We start from the raw sequence: 26,282 nt of genomic DNA on the forward strand, positions 1-26,282 counted from the left end.
GAAATTTATTTAGAACGGTAAATCATCATCATCTCCACCTGCAGCAATTGGAGGAGGAGTTGGAAGAGGTTCAGGGCTTGCTGGTGCAGCAGTTCCGGCTTTCTCCATTTTCCATGCTTGTAAATTTACATAATATCTACCGTTGTACTCATTACCTCTAATGTTAAAATGAACTGTAACATCATCATTAACATTGTAAGTATCTAAAACCGTTGTTTTGTCTTTAAAGAACTCAAATTTCACATCTTGAGGATATTGCTCCTGAGTTGTGATAACGAATTCTCTTTTAGAAAAACCACTATCGAAAGTTTGCGTATCGTTAATTACTTTAATTCGTCCCTGTAATTGTAAATCCATGTGTTATTGATCATTAAAAGCCAGAAGTGTCTTCCAGGCCAGTTCTATTTGATTATTATTAATATGTTCTTTTGCTATTTTATGTAATTCTTCTTCTAATTGAGCCGCGTTATCTTCATGTTCAATAAAAATTTCGCTTAGTTCATATAGTTTGTAGTCATTTACATCTAATTCAGAAGGAAGTTGTTCAACATTTCCCAGACGTCCTAAATCATTTCCGGTTAGAATTTTAGAATTTCTAATATCCTCAGGAATTTGATCTACTCCAATGCCTAAAGTACGAAGTGGTTTCTCGATTTCAAATAAAGCATCTCCATTGGCACGACAATACCAATCACCACCCATTCTACCAACAAGGTCAATCTTGGTCTGATCAATGACTCCATTTTCATCCAAAACATTTGGATCAATATGAAACATCACAACCTCGCAAATAACCAGATTTCCAGCACCACCTTCAGTACCTAGTTCAACAATATCTACCACTTTACACTCCATAGAAACCGGAGACTCTTTTACTCTAAGTGGTTTAACCAGTTGACTTTCTAAGGGTGTCAATCCGGACTTAATAAATTCATTAACTCCGAGACCATATTCGGTACTTGAAAGAGACATTTGTTCTACAATAGCATGATTCACCACGCTAATCACAACTTCTCCGGTAGCTTTTACATTCTCAAGAGTATGTTTGGTCGTATTGTCACGTACTCTCCTTGATGGAGAGAAAACGACTATCGGAGGATTCGCTCCAAAACCATTGAAAAAGGAAAAAGGACTCAAGTTAGGATTGCCGTCTTTATCTACGGTACTTGCAAATGCGATAGGACGTGGTCCAATTGCACCCAACATGGTTCCAAAAATTTTAGGCGTATTCTCCGCCTTTGGATCTATTTGAACAAAATTTTCCATAGAAAAGCAAAGGTAAAATGCCCATTGAGACATTCAAATAATCATATAGGTATTTGTACGCCAAGCTGTAGATTTTATCAACAAAAAAAATATTCAAAAAGATGAATTTTCGTTTGCAATAAATAAAAGATGACTATCTTTGCCGGCCGATTGCGGATGTGGTGAAATTGGTAGACACGCTAGACTTAGGATCTAGTGCCGCGAGGCGTGAAGGTTCGAGTCCTTTCATCCGCACACTAAGAGAAAGAGCTGTATTTAGTAAATGCAGCTCTTTTTTTGTGGCTTGCATTTAGGTTGAAGTGCTACCTTTGCGAAGATGAAAAGACGTTTGAGAATTTACGGATTTGGATTGGCTTTAGGAACCATATTAGCCTGGGCACTGTTTCTGAGAGGAAGAAACACAAAGAATTACACTGCCTGGACTCCCAACAATAGAATACTGGAAGAAATTAGATTATCAGATTTAGAAAAGACAGATGCATTTTGGTGTCAAATGAAATGCTATGGGTTTTCAAGTATTGAATACGATGCGTTAGTTAACGATGGGAATGTCAATTTTAGGAAGAGTCAGGTGGAAAACTGGCCACGAATGTATCAGGTGGAGTTGGAAACAGAGGATAAAGGAACGCTCATCATTGAATATTCTAAAACGGAGGGCAAGCATTTTGAGATTATTCGAGTGGTGAAAGAAGGTTCACAAATCAATTGCGATTGCTAATGAAAAAGATTAACGCAGGATCGTATCAGGTATACTTTGATCAGGCTTTGGAGCAAATGGTAGAATTTGTCAATTCAAATTATCCAAATGCAAGACGCTATATTATTGCTGATCATAACACATTAACGAATTGTTTGCCAGTTATCGATAAATATCTGGGCCAGATTCAAGTAGAACAGCAGGTATTTAATATTGAGCCGGGAGAGGATAGCAAATCCATTGATTTGGCACATCAACTTTGGGAGAATTTTACGGATTTGAATATCGGTAGAAATGATTTGATCATCAATATCGGAGGAGGAGTGGTCAGTGATTTAGGTGGGTTTGTTGCAGCTACCTATAAACGCGGAGTAGATGTGATTAATATTCCAACTTCGTTATTGGCAATGGCCGATGCTTCGATTGGAGGGAAAGTCGGGATCAATTTTCATCAGCTAAAGAATCAGTTAGGCTATTTTTCTAATCCCAGAGGAGTATTTGTTCATCCTGAGTTTTTAAACACATTACCGGATAGGGAGCTGATTTCCGGGTATGCAGAAATGATCAAGCATGCTTTAATTGCAGATTCTGATGCCTGGACAAAGATTTTGAATCAGGGAGCTCCAACTATTGAAATGATCTCAGATTTATTACCCGGATCAATTGAAATAAAAAATGGGTTTGTAAAACAAGATCCTTTAGATCAGGGAGTGCGAAAGGTGTTGAATTTTGGTCATACGATTGGTCATGCGATCGAAACACTTTTTATGGATTCCGATACGGAAGTATTACACGGTGAAGCGGTAGCTGCGGGCATGATTGCAGCAGCATATATATCGAATAAACGATCTGGCTTGAGTGATAGTGATTTGAATAATATCACAAAGCTTTTGATCAAAGTGTTTGACCTGGAATTTGTTTTATGGTTGATGTCTGAGAATTTGGCTTTGCCATTAAAACATGACAAAAAGAACGAGAAGTCGGAATTGAAATTTGTTTTACTGGAGTCCATTGGAAAACCAATCTATGGTCAAAATGTGTCTATGGAAATGGCATTAGAGGCTTTTGAATATGTTCAGGCTGAAGTTGAAAAGAAACAGGCTTAAATGATCCATGAAGGTAATCGCTCCAAAACATATTTCGGAAGCAGCTATAGAACTTCCTGCTTCTAAAAGTATTTCGAATAGATTGCTAATTATCCAGGCTATTTCTGGCGAGGGTAAAATCAGTGGACTTTCCGATGCTGATGATACGCGTATTCTTTACGATGTGTTGCAATCAGATGGAGATGTAATCGATGTTGGGCATGCCGGAACGGCCTATAGATTTTTAACTGCATTTTACGCCATATCTACGAAAGAAGTGATATTAACTGGTTCTGATCGGATGAAAAAGAGACCGATTGGACCATTGGTAGAAGCTCTGAAAGCTTTAGGTGCGAATATTTATTACCTGGAAGAGGAGGGATTTCCTCCATTAAAGATTAATGGAAAAGAGCTTGAGGGCGGAACAGTTAAATTACCCGGGTTTATTAGTAGTCAATTTATATCAGCTTTAATGCTGATAGCCCCCCAAATGTCCAAAGGATTATGGATTGAAGTAGAGGGGGATATGGTATCCAGACCTTATATCGAGATGACCGCTGCTTTAATGAGAGAATGTTGTATTGACGTAAGGGTGGATTCTCAGAAGATTTATGTTTCAAACGGAAATTATTCTGTAGGTGAGAAGATCGTAGAAAAGGATTGGTCTGCAGCTTCGTTTTGGTATCAGATGGTCTTACTTGGAAAGCTAAGTAAGCTAGAATTGATGGGGCTAACTTCCGAAAGTATTCAGGGAGATGCGTATGTGAAGAATCTCTTTGAGGAATTCGGAGTGAAAAGTGTTTTTTCCGCTGAAGGAGTGACTCTGGAATTTGAAGAAGCTAAATATTCTCTTGAGAAAGATTTTGATTTTACGCATATTCCGGATTTAACACAACCTTTTGTAGTTTCGATGGCTGGAATTAATAATTCTGTAAAAGTGATTGGAATAGATCATTTAAAGATCAAAGAAACAGATCGTCTGAACGCTTTAAAGTGTGAACTGGAAAAACTGGGTGCCAAAGTTGAAGTTTTTGAAAATGGATTGTCTTTGAAGTACGGAACAACCAGAGGAGGAGATATTGATACCTATGAGGATCATAGAATGGCCATGTCATTTGCGCCTTTGGCACTAGTTCATGGCGAAATGGAAATTGAAAACCCGGACGTAGTGAGTAAATCTTACCCTAACTATTGGCAACAATTGGCCAAATTGGGCTTTACATTTAAATAAGCTGATTAGAATTTAAATCGGACCTGTGCGCGAATATCAGTTCTGCGCGGTTCTTGAATAAGTTCTGTTCCCGATCCAAAAGTCGTTTCATGACTTAAGAATGTTCTTGACGCCTTGATCCAGAACTCAAAATTTCTGGATAGTTTGTAGTGGTAGACTAAAAATGCTCGTGTACCTCTTCTATAAAATGCGGGTACACTGAAATAATACAGAACATCATTTTCATATGCATAAATTCGTGCGTTATAGTCATCGACATCAAACAATGCAATTCTTCCGGTTAAGGTAGATTTAAAATCCATAAACTTAAACTGGAAATCCTGATAGATCACAAAACCTTTTCCGTTTGGAACCCCAGGATAATCTGAGGTACTGGTTTCAATTCTACTGTTTAATTTTAATTTATCGGATGCCTTATAAGTCATGTGGAATCTAAGATAGCTTCTGGATACATCTCTTAAACTATGAATGGCTTCATCCATGTTGGCATTGTTTTTTTGAGTCTCTTTTCTGTAACGTGTATACACGTTTAGTGATCTGGAAACTTGCCATTGTAGTCGCAACATATAGTCTAAACCTTCAGAAGGTCCATCCGCTCTGTAAGATAGCCAGTCAAATTGGTATTTGTCTACATATCCGGTAAGAACCACACCTTTTAATACGTCCGCTTTAAACCCAACATATGTCCCTTTTTCATTATTGTTATCTGACCTTTCGCCAAATGAATTGGAATAGATACTCTGAAAATTTGGTTGGAAGTTTCTATTGATGATAGAAACACTTACGCGGTCATCCAACTGAATTAAAGCGCCTGCCAGATATGCCCAGCCACCGTTATTACTCATGGAAACTTCGCCAAAGAAGTTGATGTTTTTTAGTAGAATATTCGCATCTAAGCCCGCATTATACCATTGATTGGTATCCAAAAGAAATTTCTGATAGAGCTGTGGAGAACGGTCGAAATCTGCACCATATTTGGAATGAATCACTCGAGTTCCCAGTTTAACTGATTTTTTACTCCAACTTAAATTGGCGCCCATAATTTCTTCAGAAATCGCTTTTTTGTCTGCAATTTCTCCCGGAGTTCTGTGAAGGCCGGATTCTTGCAGCGAGGTAAAAGCTCTATCCTGCGCATTTAATGTATCCTGGTCTGCAAGGTTGGCATCAATATTTTTTTTGGAATAGAATCCAGTAAGTTCAAAATCCTTAATCTGAATGGTAGTACCTGCTCCACGTAAAAAGTTGTTTTCGTTTCTTGAAGTATATGGGGATAGCTTACGCGCATAGCGGATGACATTCAAAGCATCTGCGGTTTTACGATAGCTAAAGCCAGACCAGAACGTTAATCCTTGTCCAAATTGCCCGTGAAAGTCACCAATAGCCAGTTGTTTTACAATACCAATTTTTGATGCAAATAAGTGCGCGGAGTAGAAATCAAACCCATTGGGATTACTCCCTTTAAAAAACTCTTCACCGGGGTCTTTTTCTGCGGTAAAACCAAACGAAAGTTGGTCACTATGTTTAAATCTGTATCTTAAATACAAGCGATTGGGATCCCCCATATAACGACTGTTTTCACTTGTGGTACTGTCTCTTGGCGCATACCCTTCCTGCTCCTCTAATACACGGCCCCATAGAGACATCACCTCATGTGTTCCAAATTTGAAAGAACGTTTGAGATTAAACTGATCCGGTTTTTGACTGGAGGCAACTTTAACAAATGGAATTAGATTCTGTATGGTAACAAAATCAAATCCCTCTAAATTTCTTAATTCATAAATCGTTAACAAATCTCCGTTTTTTATACGATAAGTGATTAGTGTTCTTACTTGAAAAGGTGTCAGGAGATTTAGTGATTCCAGTTCATCCTGTGATGCAGTATTGATGTTTAATGGGTGATCAAAATAATAAGTGAGAATTTCAATCAAATTGGAGAAGTCAATTGTAGATGATTCATACTGCTGTGCAATAAATTCTATTCGCTGTTGAATCACATCATTTTTAAGCTCTTTTTGCTGCCCAAATCCCAAAGCTGGGAATGTGAGTAAAAAGCCTAGAGCCAGATATATGTATAGATTACGAAATGACATTATTTTTTTCGTAAAGTATATTGAAGGGAAATTTGCGAAACGTATCCAATATAGGTTTGATGGCTAAAACCTAAATCGAGATTGAAATTCTTAAGCTCAACACCTAAGCCACCATTAAAATGGAAATCATACGTATTTAATCCACCTCTAAAGAACAATGCGTCTATCGGGTGATATTCGATTCCAACTTTAAGATTTGGGTCTAAATCAATATTTTTTTCTACATCTACAACCGCAAATAGTTTTTTAGAAAATTCATAATTTAATCCCAGACGAATGATCATCGGGATTTTTTCTTCAATATCTCCGGAAAGAGAGCTGTTAGGTAAATTATAAACATGAGCTCCAAGGGTCAATTTTTCCGAGACATTAGCCAGAAGGCCAATTTCAGCTGTCAATCCATCTTTATTTGGCGTTTGTGCCTCGGCAATTGAAACCAATAAATAATCCAGTTGAACCCCGAGAGACACATTTTTGGAAATGTTGAGTCCGTAGGCCAATCCAAATTTGTTTTCATTGTAATCTGAAAAGCCAAATTGTTGTACCGTTAGTCCAAAGGTTCCTAATTTAATCGGAATGGCCATGTTAAAGTTTTTCAAGCCCAATTCGGATAGTCCAAATCTGTTTTCATATGCAAAACCAAATCCGAATTCTTTTACATGTGCCAGAGCAGCCTGATTGTTGTTTGAAGACCATATGTCGGTTAAAGTTACATTGGCATGTCCTAAACCTAGAGATCTTGCTCCAACACCGGAGTTACCTATTGCTAAAATTGAGTTGCTGCTGATCAGCAAAATTGAAATCAGAATAGGAGAGAGAAACCTGTATAACATGGTCACAAATTAAATTAAAAAATCCATTCATTGATGATGTGATTCGATTATCAAAGGGTTAATCTTTTTCATCTATATCAAAATAAAAGATATTTAAGTCCTTTATTTAAGCGTTGAAATTCAATAACTGATAAAAATCATAAAAATAAATGAGTAAAAAACAAAAGGTTTTTGGTTTTAATATGTTGTATTTGAGCTGTTTAAATGTTTGTTTTGAGCTGGTTTATTTTTTGTGAAATAATTGTTATTTACTCGAAATGTCGGTTTATTTTTGTCATGAAATTGTAATACGCAAAACTTATTGATATGAAATTGAAAGCATTTTTATTTGTAGGATTAATTGGAGTAATGGCTTCATGTGGTGGAGAATCAAATGCTCCTGCTACTGAATCTAAGCCTGCGGCTGCACCTGCTCAAGAGGAAGCAGTAGTTGAAACTTCTGCGGATGTTGATCCTATGGAAAACGTTGGAATAGGACCAATTGATGAATTAGAATTTGATGAAGAAATTGACGAAGCGTTAGCTGCAAGTGGAAAAGAAGTTTTTGAAGCAAAATGTACAGCTTGTCATAAAACCAATAAAAGATATATTGGGCCATCTCCACAAGGAATTTATGAGAGACGTAATCCGGCTTGGGTAATGAATATGATTCTAAACCCAGATGAGATGGTTGCGGAAGATCCGATCGCAAAAGCTTTATTGGCTGAATATGCTTCGCCAATGGCAAACCAAAATTTAACTGAAGATGAAGCTCGTGCAGTAGTGGAGTATTTCAGAACGATTGAGTAGTATAAACTACCTAAAGTATTGAAGCCTCTGTCTTTAAAGACAGAGGCTTTTTTTTTGGATTCTTTTTTATGATAAAAATCATCGATCCTTCTAAGATAAATCATGAACAAAACTTTTATAATAGAAGACCTTTGTGTCTCTTAAGGTGAAGTAATGCACTAAGAGAATTAAAACATGTCCAAATTTAGTTTTAATAAAAATCAAGTTATGTTAAAAAAAGCACTGTATGGATTGGCAATAGCCAGTGTCGCCTTCTCTAGTTGTGGCGGACCTTCAGCAGATGGAGGTAAAAAAGCAACTACAGGAGCTCTAGGTAGCTCGGTGGCCGAAAAAGCTTATGTAGCACCAGGTGAGTATGATGAATTTTATGCTTTCATCTCAGGTGGATTTAGTGGTCAGTTGGCCGTTTATGGATTACCATCTGGACGTTTGTTCAGAGTGATTCCGGTATTCTCTCAAGATCCGGAAAAAGGTTATGGTTATAACGAAGAAACCAAGCCATTATTGAATACTTCTCATGGTATGGTTCCTTGGGGAGACGCGCACCATCCGGATATCTCACAAACAGGAGGTAAAGTAGATGGTAGATGGGTGTTTATTAATGAAAACAACACTCCGCGTATTGCACGTATTAGTTTGAAAACTTTTGAAACTGAAGAAATTATTGAAATTCCAAATTCAGCAGGTAATCACAGTTCTTCATTTGTTACTGAAAACTCTGAATATGTGGTAGCAGGTACACGTTTTTCTGTGCCAATTCCACAAAGAGATATTCCAATTTCAGAATATAAAGGGAATTTCCAGGGGTCTTTATCATTCTTAAGTATTGATAAAGAAGATGGAGATATGGATTTGGCTTTCCAAATTAGAATGCCAGGTTTTGATTATGATCTTTCTCACCCAGGTCGTGGAAAATCTCATGGATGGTTTTTCTTTACTACATATAATACTGAGGAAGCGCACTCTCTTTTAGAAGTGAATGCATCTCAAAACGATAAAGATTTTATCGCGGCTGTAAACTGGAAATATGCTGAGCAATTAATTGCTGAAGGTAAATTCACTGAAGAAGCTGTAAAATATGCAGAGAATGAGTGGGATGAAAGCACTCATATGGCTACTAGTACTATTAAGAAATCAGTAAAAGTATTAGACGCTTCAAAATTACCAGGATTGGTATATTTCTTACCTACACCAAAATCACCGCATGGTTGTGATGTTTCTCCGGATGGTGAATACATTATTGGTTCAGGTAAATTAGCAGCAGAATTAACTGCACACTCTTTCACCAAAATTGAAAAAGCAATTGCTGAAAAGAATTTTGACGGGGAAGCTTACGGTATTCCAATCTTAAACTATGAAGCTATTAACGCTGGAGCTGTGAAGAATCCAGGTTTAGGTCCATTACATACTGAATTTGATGGTAAAGGAAATGCATATACTACTTTCTTTATCTCATCTGAAGTTGTAAAATGGAAATTAGGAACCTGGGAAGTGATTGACCGTCACCCGGTATATTATTCAGTAGGTCACTTGATGATTCCTGGTGGTAACTCAAGAGAGCCATTTGGTAAATACTTAGTGGCAATGAATAAAATTACTAAAGATAGATATCTATCTACAGGTCCTGAGGTTTGTCAATCAGCTCAGTTATTCAATATTGAGGGAGATAAAATGGAATTGTTGTTAGATTTCCCAACAGTGGGAGAACCGCACTATGCAGCAGGTTGTCCGGCTGATTTGGTTCATCCAAATACAACTAAAATTTTCAAACTGGAAGAAAACAATCACCCTTACGTAACTAAGTCTGAGAAAGAAGCAAGAGTGGTTCGTGATGGTAATGATGTTCATATCTATATGACCATGATTCGTTCTCACTTTGCACCTGATAATATCGAAGGTGTAAGAGTAGGTGATAGAGTATTCTTCCACATTACTAACCTGGAGCAAGATTATGATGTGCCTCATGGATTCTCAATGATCGGAGCAAACACTTCTGAGTTATTGATTATGCCAGGTAGAACTGAAACGTCAATGTGGTATCCAAAAGAAGTTGGAGTATGGCCATTCTATTGTACAGATTTCTGTTCAGCACTTCACCAGGAAATGCAGGGGTACGTAAGAGTATCTCCAAAAGGGTCAAATACACCATTGACTTATACATTGGATGATGATCCATTAGACATGTAATGATGTAAATTAAGAGGATAGAAAAGGCGAGTGTTTTTATCTCGCCTTTTTTGTGCCTTTTGTCACTTATAAAACTGTAAAGAATCATGTTTTAAAATAGTATAACATGATGAAATTCATAGTTTTATATTGGGTGTTGAGATAATTTTGAATCATGTGATCCAATAAAATTTTTAAGTCACTGATTATGAAAAAGTCTAGAATTTTGATGATAATAGGTCCTTTGTTTTTACTAGGTCTATTTGTTTATCCGTTGTGGAATATCCGATTAGAAGCTCCACAATATCCAATTCCTTTGGGAATGTACATTCACATCAATAAAATTACGGATGAACTGCCGCACGATGTGAAAAATATTAACCTCATGAATCATTACGTGGGAATGAAAGAAATTCCGGAACATATGCTGGAGTTTGATTTATTTCCTCCAATTATAATTGCGATGGTGATCATCGGAGTTTTAATTGGATTTAAAGCAAATTATAAATGGTTTCTGGGGTGGTTTATCTTAATGTCTTTGTTAGGAATAGCAGGAGTTTACGATTTTTATCTTTGGGAATATGATTATGGACATGATCTGGATCCTAAAGCGATTATGAAGTTTACGAATCCGGATGGAACTCCAATGGGCTTCCAACCCCCACTGTTTGGTTCCAAAGTAATCTTAAATTTCGTAGCACATTCTTACCCTGCAACAGGAGCATATTTAATGTTTGTGGGGATGATGATGACATTAGCTGCTTTCTTTGTGGGAAAAGCCGAAGAAGCTAAAAAATAAATGAAGATGAGTGATTAAAAGATTTGAGCCTTTTTGAGGCAATCGGGAGGGCTCAATCTTTACTTTTACATACTAAATTATCAATCAATAAAACAATTTAAAATGCGCAATATATTTTCGTGGGTATCGATATTTCTATTCATGTTTTTAACCTCTTGTTCTGTTGAACCTGAACAGATTAATTATGGAAATGATCAATGTGATTTCTGTAAAATGGGAGTAGTGGATAAATCACATTCGGCCCAATATGTGACTCAAAAAGGTAAACAATTCAAGTTTGATGCAGTAGAATGTATGATTCGTAAGATTTCTGATCCGGCAGTCAAAGAATCTGAATTGGCATATATTCTGGTGGCTGATTATAGCAACCCGGGAAATATGGCTGATGCAAAAACTGCAACATTTTTGGTGAGTAAGGCAATAAAGAGCCCAATGGGTGCATATTTATCTGCTTTTTCTGATAATGCGGTTGCAGTTAAAACCCAGGAAGAAGTAGGTGGAAAGGTTTACAACTGGGAAGAAATCAAAAAATATATAGCAAAATAAACCATGAAAAGGGCTTTTATATTTCTGGTGTTTACATGTTTCTATTTTGGGAGTTATGCCAAACAAATAGAAGTATGCCCGACATGTGAGGTAACAACCATTGCAGCTGGAATTGCAATGGCACAAAAAGGAGACGAAGTTCTCATTAAAGAAGGAACATATAAAGAACATGACCTGGAAGTCATGACTTCAATAAAATTAGTGGGGGAGGGCAACCCGGTAATTGATGGAGAACAACTCGGAACCATTTTAAGAGTTCAAACAGATAGTTTTTCCGTGGAGGGAATAAGCTTTATCAACGTAGGACATAGTTACACTAAAGATTATGCGGCTATTCTTGTAGTGAGGTCTAATCATTTTAGAATCGCACATAATTACCTTGAAAATGTGTTTTTTGGAATCCTCGTGGAGAAATCACATTATGGTGTGATCGAACATAATGAGGTAGTAGGAACCAAAAAGAGCGAAGCTAATTCAGGAAACGGAATTCATATCTGGCATTCATCAGATTTAAAAATCAGGGAGAATAAGTTGCATGGAATGCGTGATGGATTGTACTTCGAATTTGTTGACAATGCTGAGATTTATAATAATCTGAGCTTTGAAAATATCAGATATGGATTGCATTTTATGTTTTCCAACAATGATGAATATTACAATAATAGATTTACCAGAAATGGTGCAGGAGTGGCGGTTATGTTTTCCAAGTTTATTGTAATGCATCATAACCGATTTGAATACAATTGGGGGACTGCATCTTATGGGTTATTGCTGAAAGAAATTTATGATGCGGAGATTTACGAGAACATTTTTGAACAGAATACCATTGGAATCAATGGAGAAGGTTCAACAAGAATTAATTACACGAATAATCAGTTTTTAAGAAATGGTTGGGCTGTAAAGATTACAGGGGCATGTTATGATAATATTTTTCTGGAAAATGATTTCTCACACAATGCATTTGATTTAGCATTTGATGGGCATTTGAATGGAAGTAAGTTTGATCATAATTATTGGAGTGATTATACCGGGTACGATTTAGACAAAAATGGGATTGGAGATGTGCCTTACAGACCTGTAAAACTATTTTCGTATATCGTGAATCGCACACCGGAAACCATTATATTATTAAGAAGTCTGTTTGTTGATATGATCAACTTCTCAGAAAAAGTTTCACCGGTATTTACACCAGACAATCTATTAGATAATCACCCATTGATGGTACGTCCTGAGGTGATTTTAGAATAAACGAATTAAAATATAAACCATGATAGAAGTTCAACAGTTGCACAAAACATTTGGGAAACTTACCGTGCTCGATGGTTTGGATTTGAAGATTAAAGAAGGAGGCGTTTTTGCTGTGCTCGGGCCAAATGGTTCTGGGAAAACCACTTTAATTAAATGTATTTTGGGGATGGTCATTCCTCAAAAAGGAGATATCATTTTTGATCATGAAAATATCATAGGTAAATCTGATTATCGAAACAAGATTAACTATATGCCTCAGATTGCGAATTTTCCCGCAAACCTGACGGTGATTGAGCTTATTCAAATGGTCAAGAACTTAAGACCTAAAGAAGCGAATGAGCAGAATCTGATTTCATTGTTTGGAATTGAACCTTTCCTAAACAAGAAGCTTGGAAATTTATCCGGAGGTACAAAACAAAAAGTGAATATCATTTTGGCTTTTATGTTTGAAAGTGACCTGATTATTCTGGATGAGCCCACAACAGGTTTAGATCCGATCGCTCTGATTCATTTGAAAGAGTTGATCGAGAAAGCTAAAAATCAGGGGAAGACGATTTTGATTACCACGCATATAATGAGCTTGGTGGATGAAATTGCAGACGAGATTGTATTCTTACTTGATGGTAAAATTTATTTTAAAGGTAGTGTGCAGGAATTGAAGACCGAAACTGATGAGAAGGATCTGGAGCACGCTATTGCTAACTTATTAACGAAGAAAAATGTTTAAGATATTAAAATATAGTTTTTACGACCTGATGCGTAGTAGATGGAGCTATGTGTATTTCGCTTTTTATCTGGCATTGGGATTTGTTTTATTGTTTTTGAATAACGATGTTTCAAAAGCCGTGATTACTTTGATGAATATTATCATCGTACTTACGCCTTTAATTGGAACTATTTTTGGCGTGATGTATTTCTATAACTCGAAGGAGTTTACGGAGTTGTTATTGGCCCAGCCCATTAAACGAAGTAAAATCTTTATGGGGCAGTTTGTTGGAGTAGCATTATCACTCGCTTTGAGCTTGTCTCTTGGATTAGGGATTCCATTTTTATTGTACGGAATATTTCAATCCAATGCCATATTTGACTTTGGACTTCTATTGGTTGTTGGGTGTTTTTTAAACTTCATTTTCGTGGCTTTAGCTTTTAATATTGCTTTGTCAAATGAGAATAAGATTAAAGGTTTCGGATATGCTATTCTGATGTGGTTGTTTTTAGCGGTCATTTATGATGGGATGTTTTTGATCTCTCTAGTGGTATTTGATGACTATCCTTTGGATAAATTCTCGCTTATTGCTACAATGTTTAATCCAATAGATTTATCTCGAATTTTGATTTTGTTGAAGTTGGATATATCTGCATTACTAGGGTATACAGGAGCGGTATTTAAACAATTCTTTGGGACAGGATTAGGTTTATTTGTCTCATTAGGAGTATTGTCTTTATGGGTAATATTTCCAATTTGGAGAATCAATGTGAAATTAAAGAAAAAGGATTTTTAGTATGAAAGTGTCAAAAGTGATATATGGATTAATGATGGTTTTAGCTTTGGTAGCTTGTAATCAAAATCCATCTCAATCAAATACGAATGCCGAAGTTGCGAATGAAGAGCCTACACAGGCAGAAATGGCGGCAAAAACCGAGCGCTTAATTTCTCAGTTGATTAAGCCTGAAGATTTAGGGTTACAGGGGAACGAAAACAAGAAATGGGTCATCAATCCTGAGAGTTATAAAAAGTTGATGCAGGTAAAACAGCAGATTTATGCGATCTCAGGATATATGGATTCATATGAGATTGCCAGATTCAATGAAATCGGTAATGAAATCTTAAATTTTGTCGAAACAATTCCAGAATTAGAAGATGCTCAGGCAAATGCTGAGATGCAAAAAGTCCTGAAAATCACTAAAAATCAGTGCTTGAAGCTTATAGAGAGTGATTTGCAAAATGCTCAGGTAGCGGTAGTTAACTTGAGTATTCTCTATGATGAAGTGCCCAAATATTTCGTATCTAAAAAATAAAAGAAACAATATTTTTTTGCATTACTGTTTGTATTACATTTATCGGTTATAAAAAAAGGGAAGTTTTTTAGTACAAACTAGTATGTATAAAACTATTAATGGAATTCAGCACATCGGAGTTGGGGTGCCAGATCATGCTGAGTCCTGGAAGTGGTATCGTCAGAATTTCGGGATGGATATCTGCTTTTTTAATGGCGCTGCGGAAGCGCCTCTAATGCAGATATATACCAGAGGGGATGTGATTAACAAACAGGCTGCGATGATATCCAATTTGCATGGTGGATGCGCCATGGAGATTGTTACACCAATTTCTTTTAAATCATCAGACGCAAAGTTCAAATATGAATTGGGTGATTTAGGTATTTTCAGTGGCATTATTAAGGCTCCTGATTTGCAATTTGCGCATAAAAAGTTTACGGAAAACAGTGTAAACATCTTAGGAGATATTAAGAAATCTCCAATCGGAAAAGAATCATTTTTTATCACCGATCCCAATGGATTATTTTTTCAAATAACCGTTGGAAATAACTGGTTTATTCAACCTAAAAAGGGAGTCACTGGAGGACCTGTAGGTGTGATGATTGGAGTTTCGGATATTGATGAGTCGTTAAAATTATATGCCGATATTCTAGGGTACGATAAAGTATTAATGGATGAAATAGGTGTATTTGAAGATTGGAAAGATATACCTGGCGGACATAAGAAGTTTAGACGGGTATTACTCACACAGTCAAATAAACCTGGAGGTGGATTTGCGAATCTAACCGGTGAGACTTTTATTGAGTTGGTACAAGCTTTCGATTATACGCCTAGAAAGATTTTTAAAGATCGAATTTGGGGAGATAAGGGATTTGTACATCTAGGGTTTGATGTGAGAGGGATGAAAGATCTGGGAAAGGACCTTGCTGCTAAAGGTTTTGGTTTTACCTGTGATACAGATGATGCATTAACGATGGGAGGTTCAACTCAGGTGCATTGTACATATATCGAAGATCCCGATGGTATTCTGATCGAGCTGATTGAAGTGTTTAAAATTCCGATTATTGAGAAGCTAGGGATTTATTTGAATGTAGAAAAAAGAAATCCTCAAAAGCCTCTACCAAGCTTTATGTTAAAAGCAATGCGTTTTTCCAGAGTTCGAGATTAGCTAGTTAAGTATTTAAATACATTGTAGTTAACCCTAGATTTAGAATAAAAGACCTTTTGGTGTTTAATAGGTGACTAAAATCACCGTTTAGGCTATCATTTGTCATGATGCAATGAATAGGCAGTGCCTAATTTTGGTAAGCAGAAAAAAAATCATTAAAAACTGTTATCATGAAAAAGTCTTTTTTAATTGTTGCAATTGCAGCAACATCAATAGCTTTTACCTCGTGTGGGGGCGGGGAACAGGCAGCGGCTCCTGAAGCTGCACCGGCTCAAGAAGCCAAAACTGAAGTGAAAACACATGGACAATCTGGAGTGGTTGATGATGTGAGTCAGGCAAATATTCTAAACATTGCAATAGGGTCACCAGATCATTCAACATTGGTTGCTGCGGTTCAAGCTGCACAAATCGAAGATGTATTGGTAAATGCAGGACCATTAACCGTGTTTGCACCAACAAACGCTGCATTTGATAAATTACCAGCGGGAACAGTAGAAGAGTTGGTTAAACCTGAAAACAAAGCCAAATTGGCGGGTATTTTAACAGCGCATGCTGCACCAGGTAAATTTGATGATAAAGGGTTGAGAAAAGAAGCAAGAAAAGGACGTAAGTTATATATGGCTTCCGGAGACTATATCGAAGTTACTGTTGAGAACGATGAGGTGTTTGTAGGAGGTGCTAAAGTACTTGGGTATGCACCAGCAAGTAATGGAATGGTTGTTGTTGTAGACGGTGTCATACTACCGGCTAAATAAAATTTATTCGAAATACCCGAATCAAGATATAAATTAGTTGGATTAGATTTAATTAAGATTCGAGATTGAGAGAGAACTCCGGGATTCCCGGAGTTTTTTTATGCATAAAAAAAGCCAATGATTTCTCATCGGCTTTTTCATTTAAATGTCTTTTGGAATTACTTTCCTTTCTTTCTCAACGCTACGCTAGTACAATTATCAATGTTCAATGTTTTTAAAGCCAATTGAATTGCTGTGCTGTGCGTTTTTGCTGTACCTACCACTTTGTCTTCATAAGTGATTTGAGAATTCGTTAAATCCCAGTAAAAAATGTATTGATCATTTACTCTAATGAACCTTTTACCATTATACTTACCAATGTAGATATTGTTAGTTGTAAGGTTGTATTCAGTACCTTTTGGCTCGTATAATTGAGCTAAGAATTCATTCTCATCTTTTGAATAAATATCGCAGTAACATCTGCCTTTAAAAACTTCCTCTTCGATTTGAGTAATAGATAAATAGGTTACTTTCCATCCTTTAGCAGTTTTGATACTTACCAATTCCATTAAACTGGTTTCTTCAGATAAAGTTTCGCCATCTTTAGTAGTAGCTACTTTTACTTCAAAACTTGAAATACCGGTTTTACTACGAACATTTAAGTAATTGATGTTTGCAATAGTCCATGTTCTTGAAATAGAACCTTGCCCGATTAATTTTAACGTAGCATCACGCAATTGTTTGTAATCAAAATTGTTTACGTCACCACGGCCATCAATTCCTACGTGGATGATAGACCCTTTAAAAGCCTGGCTGAAATTCTGGATAAAATGATCCGGAGTTCCTGACTCAGACATGGTGTTAAACGTATTTTGAAAAGTTGTTTCAATAAACGATTTATATTCTGCTTTTAAATCACCACCCTCATTTTGGGCAAAAGTGAATTGTCCAAGACCTAAGAAGATGGTTAAGAGCACTAAAAGACGAGCGTTTTTCATTGGTATAAAATTTTATATGCTACGAAAGTATATTATTATCAGTATTATCCTAAAAAAAATTAATCATCGAAGCTTACAACAACTTTTTCGGATGTTGGATGTGCCTGACACGTTAAAACATATCCGGCTTCCACTTCTTCATCAAGTAAAGAATAGTTCATGGTCATATTCGCAGTCCCCTCAAGCAATTTAGCTTTACATGTACAACAAACCCCGCCTTTACATGAAAATGGTAAATCGATTCCGGCTTCTACTCCGGCTTGAAGAATATCCATTCCTTCAGTTTTTAACTCAAAATCGTATTCTTCATCATCTACGATAATTTTCACCTGAGCGTTCACTTTTTCAGATTCAGGAATCTCTTCAGCTTGTACTTCTTGCTTGTTTCCTGATGCATGGAATAGCTCAAAATGTACTTTGTGCTCATCTACATTATTTGAATCCAGGAAGCTCCTAATGTCTTCGGTCATTTTTTCAGGACCACACATGAAAAATTCATCCACCTGTTGAACATTAAATAACAGATTGTGCCAGATATTTAATTTTTCAGAATCAATACGTCCGTAAAAAGCATCAATTCCTCTGTTTTCCTGACTAAAAACCAATTGTAAATTGAAACGTGATGGATATTTGTTTTTGATTTTGTCTAGCTCTTTTCCAAAGATGATAGAGTCCACATCCTTATTCCCGTAAATCAAAGTAAACGAACTGTTTTTTTCAGTTTGAAGTACATGTTTGATAATGCTTAGTAATGGAGTGATACCACTACCTGCGCCAAATGCCAAATATCTTTTTTGGTTGTCAGCTTTATATTCACTGTGGAAATGACCAGTAGGTTGCATCACATCCAAATGATCACCAATATTCAATTCGTTATTCGCATACGTAGAGAAAATCCCGGAAGGAACCTGCTTGATCGCTACACGAAGTTCATTCTCATGCGGAGCAGAACAAATAGAGTAGGCACGTCTTACATCTTCATTATTAATCGTAGTCTTCAAAGTGATGTATTGTCCAGGAATAAACTGGTAATCATCCTTTAAATTATTTGGAATTTCAAATGCTACAGATACGGTATCTGCAGTTTCCTTTCTAACGTCTTTTACTAGTAATGAATTAAAGTGCATATTTCCATAAAATTTCCCGCAAAAGTATCATTTATGCGCAAAGAGGATTTCTCTTCAACCGTTTCTTTTTATATGTATCAATAATTGAGAATCTTACCATAAATATCAAGGATTAAAATTATCTCCTCGCGCGTATGTATTTTTGTGAAATATTTTATGGGTTTTTGTCATAAAGTTTGCGTATAATATTTTATAAAATTGTGACATAATAAATTTATTAGCAATGACTGAAGAAAAATTAGAACAGAATTTTCAGGATCGGATCGATGCAGAAATGAAAATTGAGCCGAGAGAATGGATGCCGGAAGGGTATCGTAAGCATTTGATCCGTCAGATATCTCAGCATGCACATAGTGAGGTGATTGGAATGCAACCGGAAGGGAACTGGATCACCCGCGCTCCTTCTTTGAGAGCGAAAATGGTGTTGATGGCTAAGATTCAGGATGAAGCCGGTCATGGGTTGTATTTATATAGTGCGTGTGAAACATTGGGTATAAGTAGAGATGAACTTATAGAACAATTGCATTCAGGTAAAGCAAAGTATGCGAGTATATTTAATTATCCAACTTTGAACTGGGCCGATATGGGCGCTGTAGGGTGGTTAGTTGATGGTGCGGCAATCGTAAATCAGGTTTCACTGCAAAGAACATCTTATGGACCTTATTCCAGAGGGATGATCAAAATTTGTAAAGAGGAAAGTTTTCACCAACGTCAGGGATATGAGATTATCGCTAATATGGCTAAGGGAACACCAGAACAAAAGCAAATGGCGCAAGATGCGTTAAATAGATTCTGGTGGCCGTCATTGATGATGTTTGGTCCACATGATTCGGATTCTCCAAATAGCGGAAATGCGATGAAATGGAAAATTAAAAGAGAAAGTAATGACGTATTACGTCAAAGATTCATTGATAAAACAGTTCAGCAAGCTGAAGTAATTGGTTTGACTGTGCCGGATTCGGAATTAAAATGGAATGAAGAAAAAGGAAGTTATGATTCTGGAGAAATAGACTGGGAAGAGTTTTATCAGGTAATTAATGGTAATGGTTTGGCAAATCGTCAACGTGTGGCACAACATAAAAAAGCGCACGATGAAGGTGCCTGGGTGAGAGCTGCAGCCAAAGCCTATTCAGAAAAGCATAAAGAAGTTTTAGTTTAAATACAGGAGATATGTCAGTAGATAATAATCAAGGTCAACTTTGGGAAGTTTTTATTCAATCTAAAAATAACTTGCCATACAAACATGTAGGAAGTATTCATGCTTCAGATAAAAACATGGCATTGCAAAATGCACGTGATTTATACACAAGAAGAGGTGAAGGAAGAGGAATATGGGTTGTGCCATCAAATTGTATCGTTGCTTCTGATCCTGTAGATGAAGCTTCATTTTTTGATCCATCAGAAGATAAGGTGTATCGTCACCCTACTTTTTATGTAATGCCTGAAGGTGCTAAAAATATTTAAGCTATGACGGATAAAGAGATGTTATTCCAATATTGCCTAAGAATGGGAGATACACATAATGTGCTGGCGCATAGAATGGGTGAATGGTGTACCAATGGGCATATTTTGGAAGAAGATATTGCGATGACCAATATTGCTTTAGATCATATTGGAGCAGCACGTGCCTGGTTGACTTACGCAGGTGAGGTTGAAGGTAAAGGACGTACAGAAGACGATTTAGCTTATTTCCGTGATGAGCGAGCATATTTCAATATGTTAATAGCTGAGTTACCAAATGGAAATTTTGCAGATACCATTGCACGTAATTTTATGTTTGATGTATTTTCCGTTTTATATTATTCAGAACTTCAAAATAGTTCTGATGAAACGATTGCCGGGATTGCAGCTAAAGTTTTAAAAGAGGTGAAGTATCATTATAAACATTCTGCCGATTGGGTTTTACGTTTAGGTGATGGAACCGAAGAAAGTCATCAAAAAATGCAAGATGCCATTGATGAAGTTTGGAGATTTACCGGAAACATGTTTGAAATGGATGTGGTTGATCAAACTTTAGCCGATGCAGGTGTTGGAGTAGATGCGTCTGAGTTACAGGCCACGTGGTTAAATCTGGTTCAAAAAACAATCGAAGAAGCTACATTAAAGTTACCGGAAAACAATTACATGATATCAGGAAGTAAAGAAGGAATGCATACAGAAGCATTAGGTCATATGTTGGCGGAAATGCAATCCTTAGCACGTGCCTATCCTGATGCTAAATGGTAAAAAGAAAAAAGATGACAGTAGAAAAAATATCATTAGATACCGTTTGGGAAGTCTTGAATAAGATTCCTGATCCGGAAATTCCTGTCATTTCAATTGTTGAGTTAGGGGTAGTTCGTGATGTGAGCCTTGAGAATGATCAGGTTTTGATCACGATTACCCCAACTTATACAGGCTGTCCGGCCACAAATATTTTTGAAGCTGATATTTTAACTTCTATGAAGGAATTGGGGATAGAGAATGCCCAAATAAAATATCAGTACCAACCCGCCTGGACTACAGATTGGTTATCTGAAGAGTCCAGAGAAAAATTAAGAGTTTACGGAATTGCACCACCAGATGGTAAAACCAGTGATAAAAGATATTTACTTGGCGAAACACCAACGGTTAAATGTGTACAATGTAACTCTGAAAACACCAGAATGATCAGTCCATTCGGTTCAACCGCATGTAAATCCCTATATCAATGCAATGAATGCTTAGAGACATTTGATTATTTCAAGTGTATTTAATCTATAAATAAGTATACCTGATTAAGGTCTATGATCAAATCTCATATGTTTCACACTATCACCAGAATCTCGTAACTCTTCTAGGGCACGAATTCCAATATTGATATGTAAATCCACAAACTTAGAAGTAACGGATTTGTCGCTGGCATCTGTTTTAACCCCGCTTGGAATCATAGGGTTGTCACTGACTAACAATAAGGCTCCTCTAGGAATTTCATTCGCAAAACCAGCAGTGAATAAAGTCGCTGTTTCCATGTCTATTCCGATGGCACGTGCTTCAGTAAGTCGTTTTTTAAATACTTCATCGTGTTCCCAAACTCTACGATTAGTAGTAAAAATAACTCCGGTCCAATAATCTGTTTTGAATTCTTTCATTGCAGAAGAAACGGTTCTTTGGAGCCTGAAAGATGGAAGTGCAGGTACTTCTTGAGGAAGATATTCATTACTGGTGCCTTCTCCACGAATCGCAGCCATAGGAATGATGAAATCACCCAGTGCTGTTTTCTTCTTTAAGCCACCACATTTTCCCAAAAACAGAACGGCCTTGGGCATAATTGCAGATAATAAATCCATGACCGTTGCAGCCATTGCGCTACCCATACCAAAATTGATTATGGTAATATTATCATGGGTTGCGGTTTGCATGGCTTTGTCTTTGCCAATAATTTCTACATTGTATTTATCGGCAAAGATGTTTACATATCCGATGAAGTTGGTCAGTAAAATGTACTCCCCAAAATCTTCGAGGGGAGTACCAGTATATCTAGGTAACCAATTGGCTACGATTTCTTCTTTTGTTTTCATAAAGGGGTTTTAAAAGGGTAGAAAGATATATTATAAATCTTTAGCAGACTCCAGAACTTTGTGCTTTAGACTTTCCATATAATCTTGCAATCTTTTTAAAAGTTTAGGATCATGACTGCCAATCATTTTTGCAGCTAGAATACCAGCGTTTTTGGCGCCATCTAAAGCTACAGTAGCTACAGGAATCCCGCCAGGCATTTGTAAAATTGATAAAACAGAATCCCATCCATCAATAGAATTTCTGGATTTCACAGGAACTCCAATAACTGGAAGTGGAGTTAATGAAGCGGTCATTCCCGGAAGATGTGCCGCACCTCCAGCTCCAGCAATAATCACTTTAAGGCCTCTGTCTACAGCTGTCTTTGCATATTCAAACATAAGCTCTGGGGTTCTATGTGCAGAAACGATATTGATTTCGAAAGGAACTTCAAGTTCGTTTAAGATATCTGCAGCTTCCTGCATAATTGGCAAATCAGATTTGCTGCCCATGATGATTCCAACCTGTGGTTTCATAAATGAATGTTTTTAATTTTTTATAAATAGTTACGCAATTACCTTCAGCGTATTTTTAACTTTTAATGCGATTTCTTTTGCCGTTTCTAACGTTTCCGCCCCAATGGTTACATGTCCCATTTTTCTATATGGTCTGGTAAACTTTTTTCCATACAGGTGAATATGTACTCCCGGCATTTCAAGAACTTCTTTTAATCCTTCGTATTTTGCTTCACCATCATAACCTTGCTCCCCCAATAAATTGACCATAACAGATGGTTCTACCATTCTCGTGTCCCCAAGTGGAAGATTTAAAACACTTCTCATGTGCTGTTCAAATTGAGAAGTTACATTTCCTTCAATACTTTGATGTCCACTGTTGTGCGTACGTGGTGCAATTTCATTTACAAGTACCTGTCCATCTTTTGTTACAAACATTTCTACAGCAAGCAGGCCAACAATTTGCGTTTTCTCAACAAGATTTTCTGCGATTTCACGGGCTTTGGCTTCTATTTCTTTAGCTACATTAGCCGGAGCAAATAAGAAATCAACCAAATTGGCCACAGGATCGAATTCTAATTCAACGACTGGATAAGATTTTACTTCTCCATTCTCGTTTCTGGCTACAATTACACTGATTTCTTTATCAAAGTCTACAAACTTTTCTAAAACAGAAGGTGCATCAAAAGCATTGTCCAACTGTGCAGGATCTTTTAGCGGAGTAACCCCTTTGCCATCATAACCACCCTTTCTCATTTTTTGCATGAATGGAAATTCATCGACATATTGTTGAATTCCAGCTTTGTCTTCTACCAAATAATAATCAGATGTAGGTATTTGGTGCTTGGCATAAAATTCTTTTTGAAGTCCTTTATCCTGGATCATCTTCAGAATCGATGGCTGCGGAAAAACTTTAATTCCTTCATCCTCCAACTTTTGAAGCGCATCGGTATTCACATGTTCAATTTCTATGGTAATCAAATCCTTGTCTTTACCAAAATTGTAAACTGCATCAAAATCCTTTAAATCACCATTTTGGAAAGTTGTTGCAATGTTTTTGCACGGTGCATTTGGATCAGGATCTAAAATATGGACATCCAGATTGTAATTAACAGATTCTTGAATGAACATTCTGCCAAGTTGCCCTCCTCCGAGGATACCTAGTTTAAACTTACTTGAAGTAAATGAATTTTGCATGTGAATTTGGAAATCTAAAAGCCGCAAAGATACGTATTCATGAATTTATTACCCTCAAGATTAGGTAAAGTTGTACTTTTGCTCTCCGAATTTTGAAAATGGGTACAATTAAGATCCACGATAAGAGTTTTACAGCTTCCATTTCTGAAGCTGATATTTTACAAAGAGTAAAAGAAATCGCTGCGGAGATCAGCGAAAATTGCAAGTATAAAAATCCTCTTTTTTTAGCGGTATTAAACGGTAGCTTCATGTTTGCTGCTGACTTGATGAAAGAAATCGCAATTGATTGCGAAATTCAATTTATCAAGATGAAATCATACGCTGGAATGGAGTCTACCAATAAGGTGGAAATGTTGATCGGACCAACGCTTGAAGTAAGCGGTCGTACCGTGATCATTTTGGAGGATATTGTGGATACAGGAAATACTATTAGAGAATTGGTCAAACAATTACATCTAGTAACTCCTAATGAGATTAGAATTTGTTCTCTACTCCTTAAGCCGGATAAATATGATGGTGAAATTCCAATTGATTATGTTGGATTTGAAATACCAGATGATTTTGTGGTAGGCTATGGATTAGATTATGATGGTTTGGGAAGAAATCTCAGACAGATATATACAGTAACCGATTAAAGTATCGTTATGATTAATTTAGTATTATTCGGCCCTCCTGGAGCTGGAAAAGGAACACAAGCGGTAAGCTTGGTTGAAAAATATAACTTGTATCATTTATCTACAGGCGATGTGTTTCGCTACAATATTGGCCAAAAGACTGAGCTGGGAATGTTGGCTAAAAGCTATATGGATAAAGGAGATTTAGTTCCGGATGAGGTGACCATAAAAATGCTGAAATCAGAAGTAGAAAAACAACCTGGTGCTGCTGGATTTATTTTTGATGGATTTCCTAGAACTGTAGCGCAAGCAGAGGCTTTAGATGCTTATTTGTCTGAAAATGATATGAAAATTGATCATGTTTTAGCATTGGAAGTTCCGGATGAAGAGTTGGTAAAACGTCTATTGAATAGAGGAAAAACCAGTGGTAGAGCAGACGATCAAAACGAGGAGATCGTTTGGAACAGAATTAAAGAGTACAACGATAAAACAGCGCCTTTAAAAAACTTCTATGCAGATCAAAGTAAATTAAGATCTATTGACGGAGTTGGCGGATTAGAGGAAATCTTTGATAGATTGGTTGTTGCTGTAGGATAATGCAGCGGTAATTAAGTGTAATTTTTTTGATGCCAAATGAGCTATTCCAGAAATCGTAAAAAACAGTCGACAAATTTTGTGGATTATGTGAAGATTTATGGATCTTCTGGTAAAGGTGGTGGAGGCTCTTCTCATTTGAGAAGAGATAAATTGACTGCTAAAGGTGGCCCTGATGGTGGAGATGGTGGTCGAGGAGGTCATATTATCCTTATTGGAGATAAACAGATTTGGACCCTGATACACTTAAGATTTAAAATTCATAATAGAGCAGAAGCTGGTGGGCATGGCGGACAACAAACCAGTACAGGGAAAGATGGAGAAGATATTTATTTAAGAGTGCCTCTGGGAACGGTGGTTCGTGATCCTGAAACTATGGAAATTCTTACTGAGATTACTCAGGATGGAGAAGAATACATTATGTTTAAGGGTGGCCGTGGAGGACTCGGTAATAATAATTTCAAATCCGCAACATTTCAAACCCCGCGATTTGCGCAGCCAGGAGAGGATGGGGAAGATGGGTGGCGGGTGCTGGAGCTAAAACTTTTGGCAGATGTAGGACTTGTAGGATTTCCAAATGCGGGGAAATCTACTTTACTTTCGGTGATATCTGCGGCAAAGCCTGAGATTGCGAATTACGCTTTCACCACACTAGAACCTAATTTGGGTGTGGTGAAATATCGAGGCGATCGCTCTTTTGTGATGGCAGATATTCCAGGGATCATTGAAGGGGCTGCGGAAGGAAAAGGATTAGGAATTCGATTCTTGAGACATATTGAAAGGAATTCTGTTTTGCTTTTTATGGTTCCGGCAGATGCTGATGATATTAATAAAGAATACGAGATTCTGGTAAACGAATTGCGGAAGTATAATCCGGAGCTGTTAGATAAAAAGCGTGTATTAGCAATCACAAAGGCTGATATGTTGGATGAAGAATTGCAACAGGCTATTGAGGAGGAGATTAAAGTAGATATCCCGTATCAATTTATTTCTTCGGTAGCGCATATGGGGTTAGACCCATTGAAAGATAAGTTGTGGCAGGCAATAGAATAGTAGCATAGAGTTACAGGA

29 protein-coding genes and 1 tRNA gene are annotated in these 26,282 nt (G+C 36.9%); 21 read left to right on the forward strand and 9 right to left on the reverse strand.

Annotation, left to right across the window (positions count from 1 at the left end):
* Positions 1 to 9: 9 nt before the first annotated feature.
* Together KFE94_10005 and KFE94_10010 are read right to left on the reverse strand one after the other, a co-directional pair.
* Positions 10 to 357 carry a DUF3127 domain-containing protein gene (locus tag KFE94_10005; GenBank protein ID UTW65014.1) on the reverse strand — a complete coding sequence of 116 codons (348 nt, stop codon included), beginning with the start codon at positions 355 to 357 and terminating at the stop codon, positions 10 to 12.
* A 3-nt stretch (positions 358 to 360) separates the two neighbouring features.
* Positions 361 to 1,266, reverse strand: coding sequence for a flavin reductase family protein (locus KFE94_10010; protein ID UTW65015.1), 906 nt, complete (start codon positions 1,264 to 1,266; stop codon positions 361 to 363).
* A 152-nt stretch (positions 1,267 to 1,418) separates the two neighbouring features.
* Here KFE94_10010 and KFE94_10015 point away from each other — a divergent pair.
* The 4 genes from KFE94_10015 (at position 1,419) to KFE94_10030 (ending at position 4,279) form a co-directional block, all read left to right on the forward strand.
* Positions 1,419 to 1,500 (forward strand) — tRNA-Leu (locus tag KFE94_10015).
* Positions 1,501 to 1,582: 82 nt separating this feature from the next.
* On the forward strand, positions 1,583 to 1,984 hold the full coding sequence (locus KFE94_10020) for a hypothetical protein (protein ID UTW65016.1): 402 nt from the start codon (positions 1,583 to 1,585) through the stop codon (positions 1,982 to 1,984).
* Positions 1,984 to 3,069, forward strand: a complete 1,086-nt coding sequence (aroB, locus tag KFE94_10025; GenBank protein ID UTW65017.1) for a 3-dehydroquinate synthase — start codon at positions 1,984 to 1,986, stop codon at positions 3,067 to 3,069. Before KFE94_10020 ends, aroB begins: the two co-directional genes overlap by 1 nt.
* A 7-nt stretch (positions 3,070 to 3,076) precedes the next feature.
* Complete coding sequence (locus KFE94_10030; GenBank protein UTW65018.1) at positions 3,077 to 4,279, forward strand: 3-phosphoshikimate 1-carboxyvinyltransferase; 1,203 nt, start codon at positions 3,077 to 3,079, stop codon at positions 4,277 to 4,279.
* A gap of 5 nt (positions 4,280 to 4,284) precedes the next feature.
* On the opposite strand, the gene KFE94_10035 is transcribed toward KFE94_10030, so the two are convergent.
* Together KFE94_10035 and KFE94_10040 are read right to left on the reverse strand one after the other, a co-directional pair.
* Entirely contained in the window at positions 4,285 to 6,369 is a 2,085-nt protein-coding gene (locus tag KFE94_10035) for a helix-hairpin-helix domain-containing protein (protein ID UTW65019.1), read from the reverse strand.
* Complete coding sequence (locus tag KFE94_10040) at positions 6,369 to 7,202, reverse strand: hypothetical protein (protein UTW65020.1); 834 nt, start codon at positions 7,200 to 7,202, stop codon at positions 6,369 to 6,371. Before KFE94_10040 ends, KFE94_10035 begins: the two co-directional genes overlap by 1 nt.
* Positions 7,203 to 7,508: 306 nt before the next feature.
* On the opposite strand from KFE94_10040, the gene KFE94_10045 reads away from it, so the two are divergent.
* The 10 genes from KFE94_10045 to KFE94_10090 all read left to right on the forward strand — a co-directional run bounded on the left by KFE94_10045 (position 7,509) and on the right by KFE94_10090 (position 16,671).
* A complete protein-coding gene (locus tag KFE94_10045; GenBank protein ID UTW65021.1) occupies positions 7,509 to 7,991 on the forward strand; it encodes a cytochrome c in 483 nt (160 codons plus the stop codon).
* Between the two features lie 207 nt (positions 7,992 to 8,198).
* Positions 8,199 to 10,178: a Sec-dependent nitrous-oxide reductase gene (gene nosZ, locus KFE94_10050; GenBank protein ID UTW65022.1), complete on the forward strand. Its 1,980-nt coding sequence runs from the start codon at positions 8,199 to 8,201 to the stop codon at positions 10,176 to 10,178.
* Positions 10,179 to 10,365: 187 nt separating this feature from the next.
* Complete coding sequence (locus tag KFE94_10055; GenBank protein UTW65023.1) at positions 10,366 to 10,956, forward strand: hypothetical protein; 591 nt, start codon at positions 10,366 to 10,368, stop codon at positions 10,954 to 10,956.
* Positions 10,957 to 11,058: 102 nt separating this feature from the next.
* Positions 11,059 to 11,502, forward strand: coding sequence for a nitrous oxide reductase accessory protein NosL (locus tag KFE94_10060; GenBank protein ID UTW65024.1), 444 nt, complete (start codon positions 11,059 to 11,061; stop codon positions 11,500 to 11,502).
* 3 nt (positions 11,503 to 11,505) lie between these two features.
* Entirely contained in the window at positions 11,506 to 12,750 is a 1,245-nt protein-coding gene (nosD, locus tag KFE94_10065; protein UTW65025.1) for a nitrous oxide reductase family maturation protein NosD, read from the forward strand.
* A gap of 19 nt (positions 12,751 to 12,769) precedes the next feature.
* Positions 12,770 to 13,477, forward strand: a complete 708-nt coding sequence (locus KFE94_10070) for an ABC transporter ATP-binding protein (protein UTW65026.1) — start codon at positions 12,770 to 12,772, stop codon at positions 13,475 to 13,477.
* Positions 13,470 to 14,252, forward strand: coding sequence for an ABC transporter permease (locus KFE94_10075; protein UTW65027.1), 783 nt, complete (start codon positions 13,470 to 13,472; stop codon positions 14,250 to 14,252). Before KFE94_10070 ends, KFE94_10075 begins: the two co-directional genes overlap by 8 nt.
* A 1-nt stretch (position 14,253) precedes the next feature.
* Positions 14,254 to 14,769 carry a hypothetical protein gene (locus tag KFE94_10080; GenBank protein UTW65028.1) on the forward strand — a complete coding sequence of 172 codons (516 nt, stop codon included), beginning with the start codon at positions 14,254 to 14,256 and terminating at the stop codon, positions 14,767 to 14,769.
* Between the two features lie 82 nt (positions 14,770 to 14,851).
* The gene (locus KFE94_10085; GenBank protein ID UTW65029.1) at positions 14,852 to 15,916 is read left to right on the forward strand and encodes a VOC family protein; all 1,065 of its coding nucleotides are present in this window, start codon (positions 14,852 to 14,854) and stop codon (positions 15,914 to 15,916) included.
* Between the two features lie 170 nt (positions 15,917 to 16,086).
* Positions 16,087 to 16,671: a fasciclin domain-containing protein gene (locus KFE94_10090; protein ID UTW65030.1), complete on the forward strand. Its 585-nt coding sequence runs from the start codon at positions 16,087 to 16,089 to the stop codon at positions 16,669 to 16,671.
* Between the two features lie 158 nt (positions 16,672 to 16,829).
* On the opposite strand, the gene KFE94_10095 is transcribed toward KFE94_10090, so the two are convergent.
* Positions 16,830 to 17,648: a hypothetical protein gene (locus tag KFE94_10095; GenBank protein UTW65031.1), complete on the reverse strand. Its 819-nt coding sequence runs from the start codon at positions 17,646 to 17,648 to the stop codon at positions 16,830 to 16,832.
* A gap of 59 nt (positions 17,649 to 17,707) precedes the next feature.
* Positions 17,708 to 18,775 (reverse strand): phenylacetate-CoA oxygenase/reductase subunit PaaK, encoded by a 1,068-nt coding sequence (paaK, locus tag KFE94_10100; GenBank protein UTW65032.1) that lies wholly within the window; start codon positions 18,773 to 18,775, stop codon positions 17,708 to 17,710.
* A 223-nt stretch (positions 18,776 to 18,998) separates the two neighbouring features.
* Here paaK and paaA point away from each other — a divergent pair, with 223 nt between their 5' ends.
* From paaA to paaJ, 4 genes are read left to right on the forward strand one after another with little or no spacing between them, the layout of a single operon-like run.
* Entirely contained in the window at positions 18,999 to 19,934 is a 936-nt protein-coding gene (paaA, locus tag KFE94_10105) for a 1,2-phenylacetyl-CoA epoxidase subunit A (GenBank protein UTW65033.1), read from the forward strand.
* 11 nt (positions 19,935 to 19,945) lie between these two features.
* Positions 19,946 to 20,239: a 1,2-phenylacetyl-CoA epoxidase subunit B gene (paaB, locus tag KFE94_10110; protein ID UTW65034.1), complete on the forward strand. Its 294-nt coding sequence runs from the start codon at positions 19,946 to 19,948 to the stop codon at positions 20,237 to 20,239.
* 3 nt (positions 20,240 to 20,242) lie between these two features.
* Positions 20,243 to 21,001: a phenylacetate-CoA oxygenase subunit PaaC gene (paaC, locus tag KFE94_10115; GenBank protein ID UTW65035.1), complete on the forward strand. Its 759-nt coding sequence runs from the start codon at positions 20,243 to 20,245 to the stop codon at positions 20,999 to 21,001.
* 11 nt (positions 21,002 to 21,012) lie between these two features.
* Positions 21,013 to 21,510: a phenylacetate-CoA oxygenase subunit PaaJ gene (paaJ, locus tag KFE94_10120; protein ID UTW65036.1), complete on the forward strand. Its 498-nt coding sequence runs from the start codon at positions 21,013 to 21,015 to the stop codon at positions 21,508 to 21,510.
* A 21-nt stretch (positions 21,511 to 21,531) separates the two neighbouring features.
* Here paaJ and KFE94_10125 read toward each other — a convergent pair whose 3' ends face one another.
* Genes KFE94_10125 through KFE94_10135 form a run of 3 tightly spaced genes read right to left on the reverse strand, consistent with a single transcriptional unit; the run spans position 21,532 to position 24,003 of the window.
* The gene (locus tag KFE94_10125; protein UTW65037.1) at positions 21,532 to 22,314 is read right to left on the reverse strand and encodes an AMP nucleosidase; all 783 of its coding nucleotides are present in this window, start codon (positions 22,312 to 22,314) and stop codon (positions 21,532 to 21,534) included.
* Positions 22,315 to 22,344: 30 nt separating this feature from the next.
* Entirely contained in the window at positions 22,345 to 22,827 is a 483-nt protein-coding gene (gene purE / locus KFE94_10130; GenBank protein ID UTW65038.1) for a 5-(carboxyamino)imidazole ribonucleotide mutase, read from the reverse strand.
* 30 nt (positions 22,828 to 22,857) lie between these two features.
* The gene (locus KFE94_10135; protein UTW65039.1) at positions 22,858 to 24,003 is read right to left on the reverse strand and encodes a 5-(carboxyamino)imidazole ribonucleotide synthase; all 1,146 of its coding nucleotides are present in this window, start codon (positions 24,001 to 24,003) and stop codon (positions 22,858 to 22,860) included.
* Between the two features lie 98 nt (positions 24,004 to 24,101).
* Here KFE94_10135 and hpt point away from each other — a divergent pair, with 98 nt between their 5' ends.
* From hpt to obgE, 3 genes are read left to right on the forward strand one after another with little or no spacing between them, the layout of a single operon-like run.
* Positions 24,102 to 24,638 carry a hypoxanthine phosphoribosyltransferase gene (gene hpt / locus KFE94_10140; protein UTW65040.1) on the forward strand — a complete coding sequence of 179 codons (537 nt, stop codon included), beginning with the start codon at positions 24,102 to 24,104 and terminating at the stop codon, positions 24,636 to 24,638.
* Between the two features lie 9 nt (positions 24,639 to 24,647).
* Complete coding sequence (locus tag KFE94_10145) at positions 24,648 to 25,214, forward strand: adenylate kinase (protein UTW65041.1); 567 nt, start codon at positions 24,648 to 24,650, stop codon at positions 25,212 to 25,214.
* A 36-nt stretch (positions 25,215 to 25,250) separates the two neighbouring features.
* Entirely contained in the window at positions 25,251 to 26,264 is a 1,014-nt protein-coding gene (obgE, locus tag KFE94_10150) for a GTPase ObgE (protein ID UTW65042.1), read from the forward strand.
* The last annotated feature ends 18 nt before the right edge of the window (positions 26,265 to 26,282 follow it).

The organism is bacterium SCSIO 12643 (assembly GCA_024398135.1).
In the GTDB taxonomy this organism is placed as follows: domain Bacteria; phylum Bacteroidota; class Bacteroidia; order Flavobacteriales_G; family Salibacteraceae; genus CAJXZP01.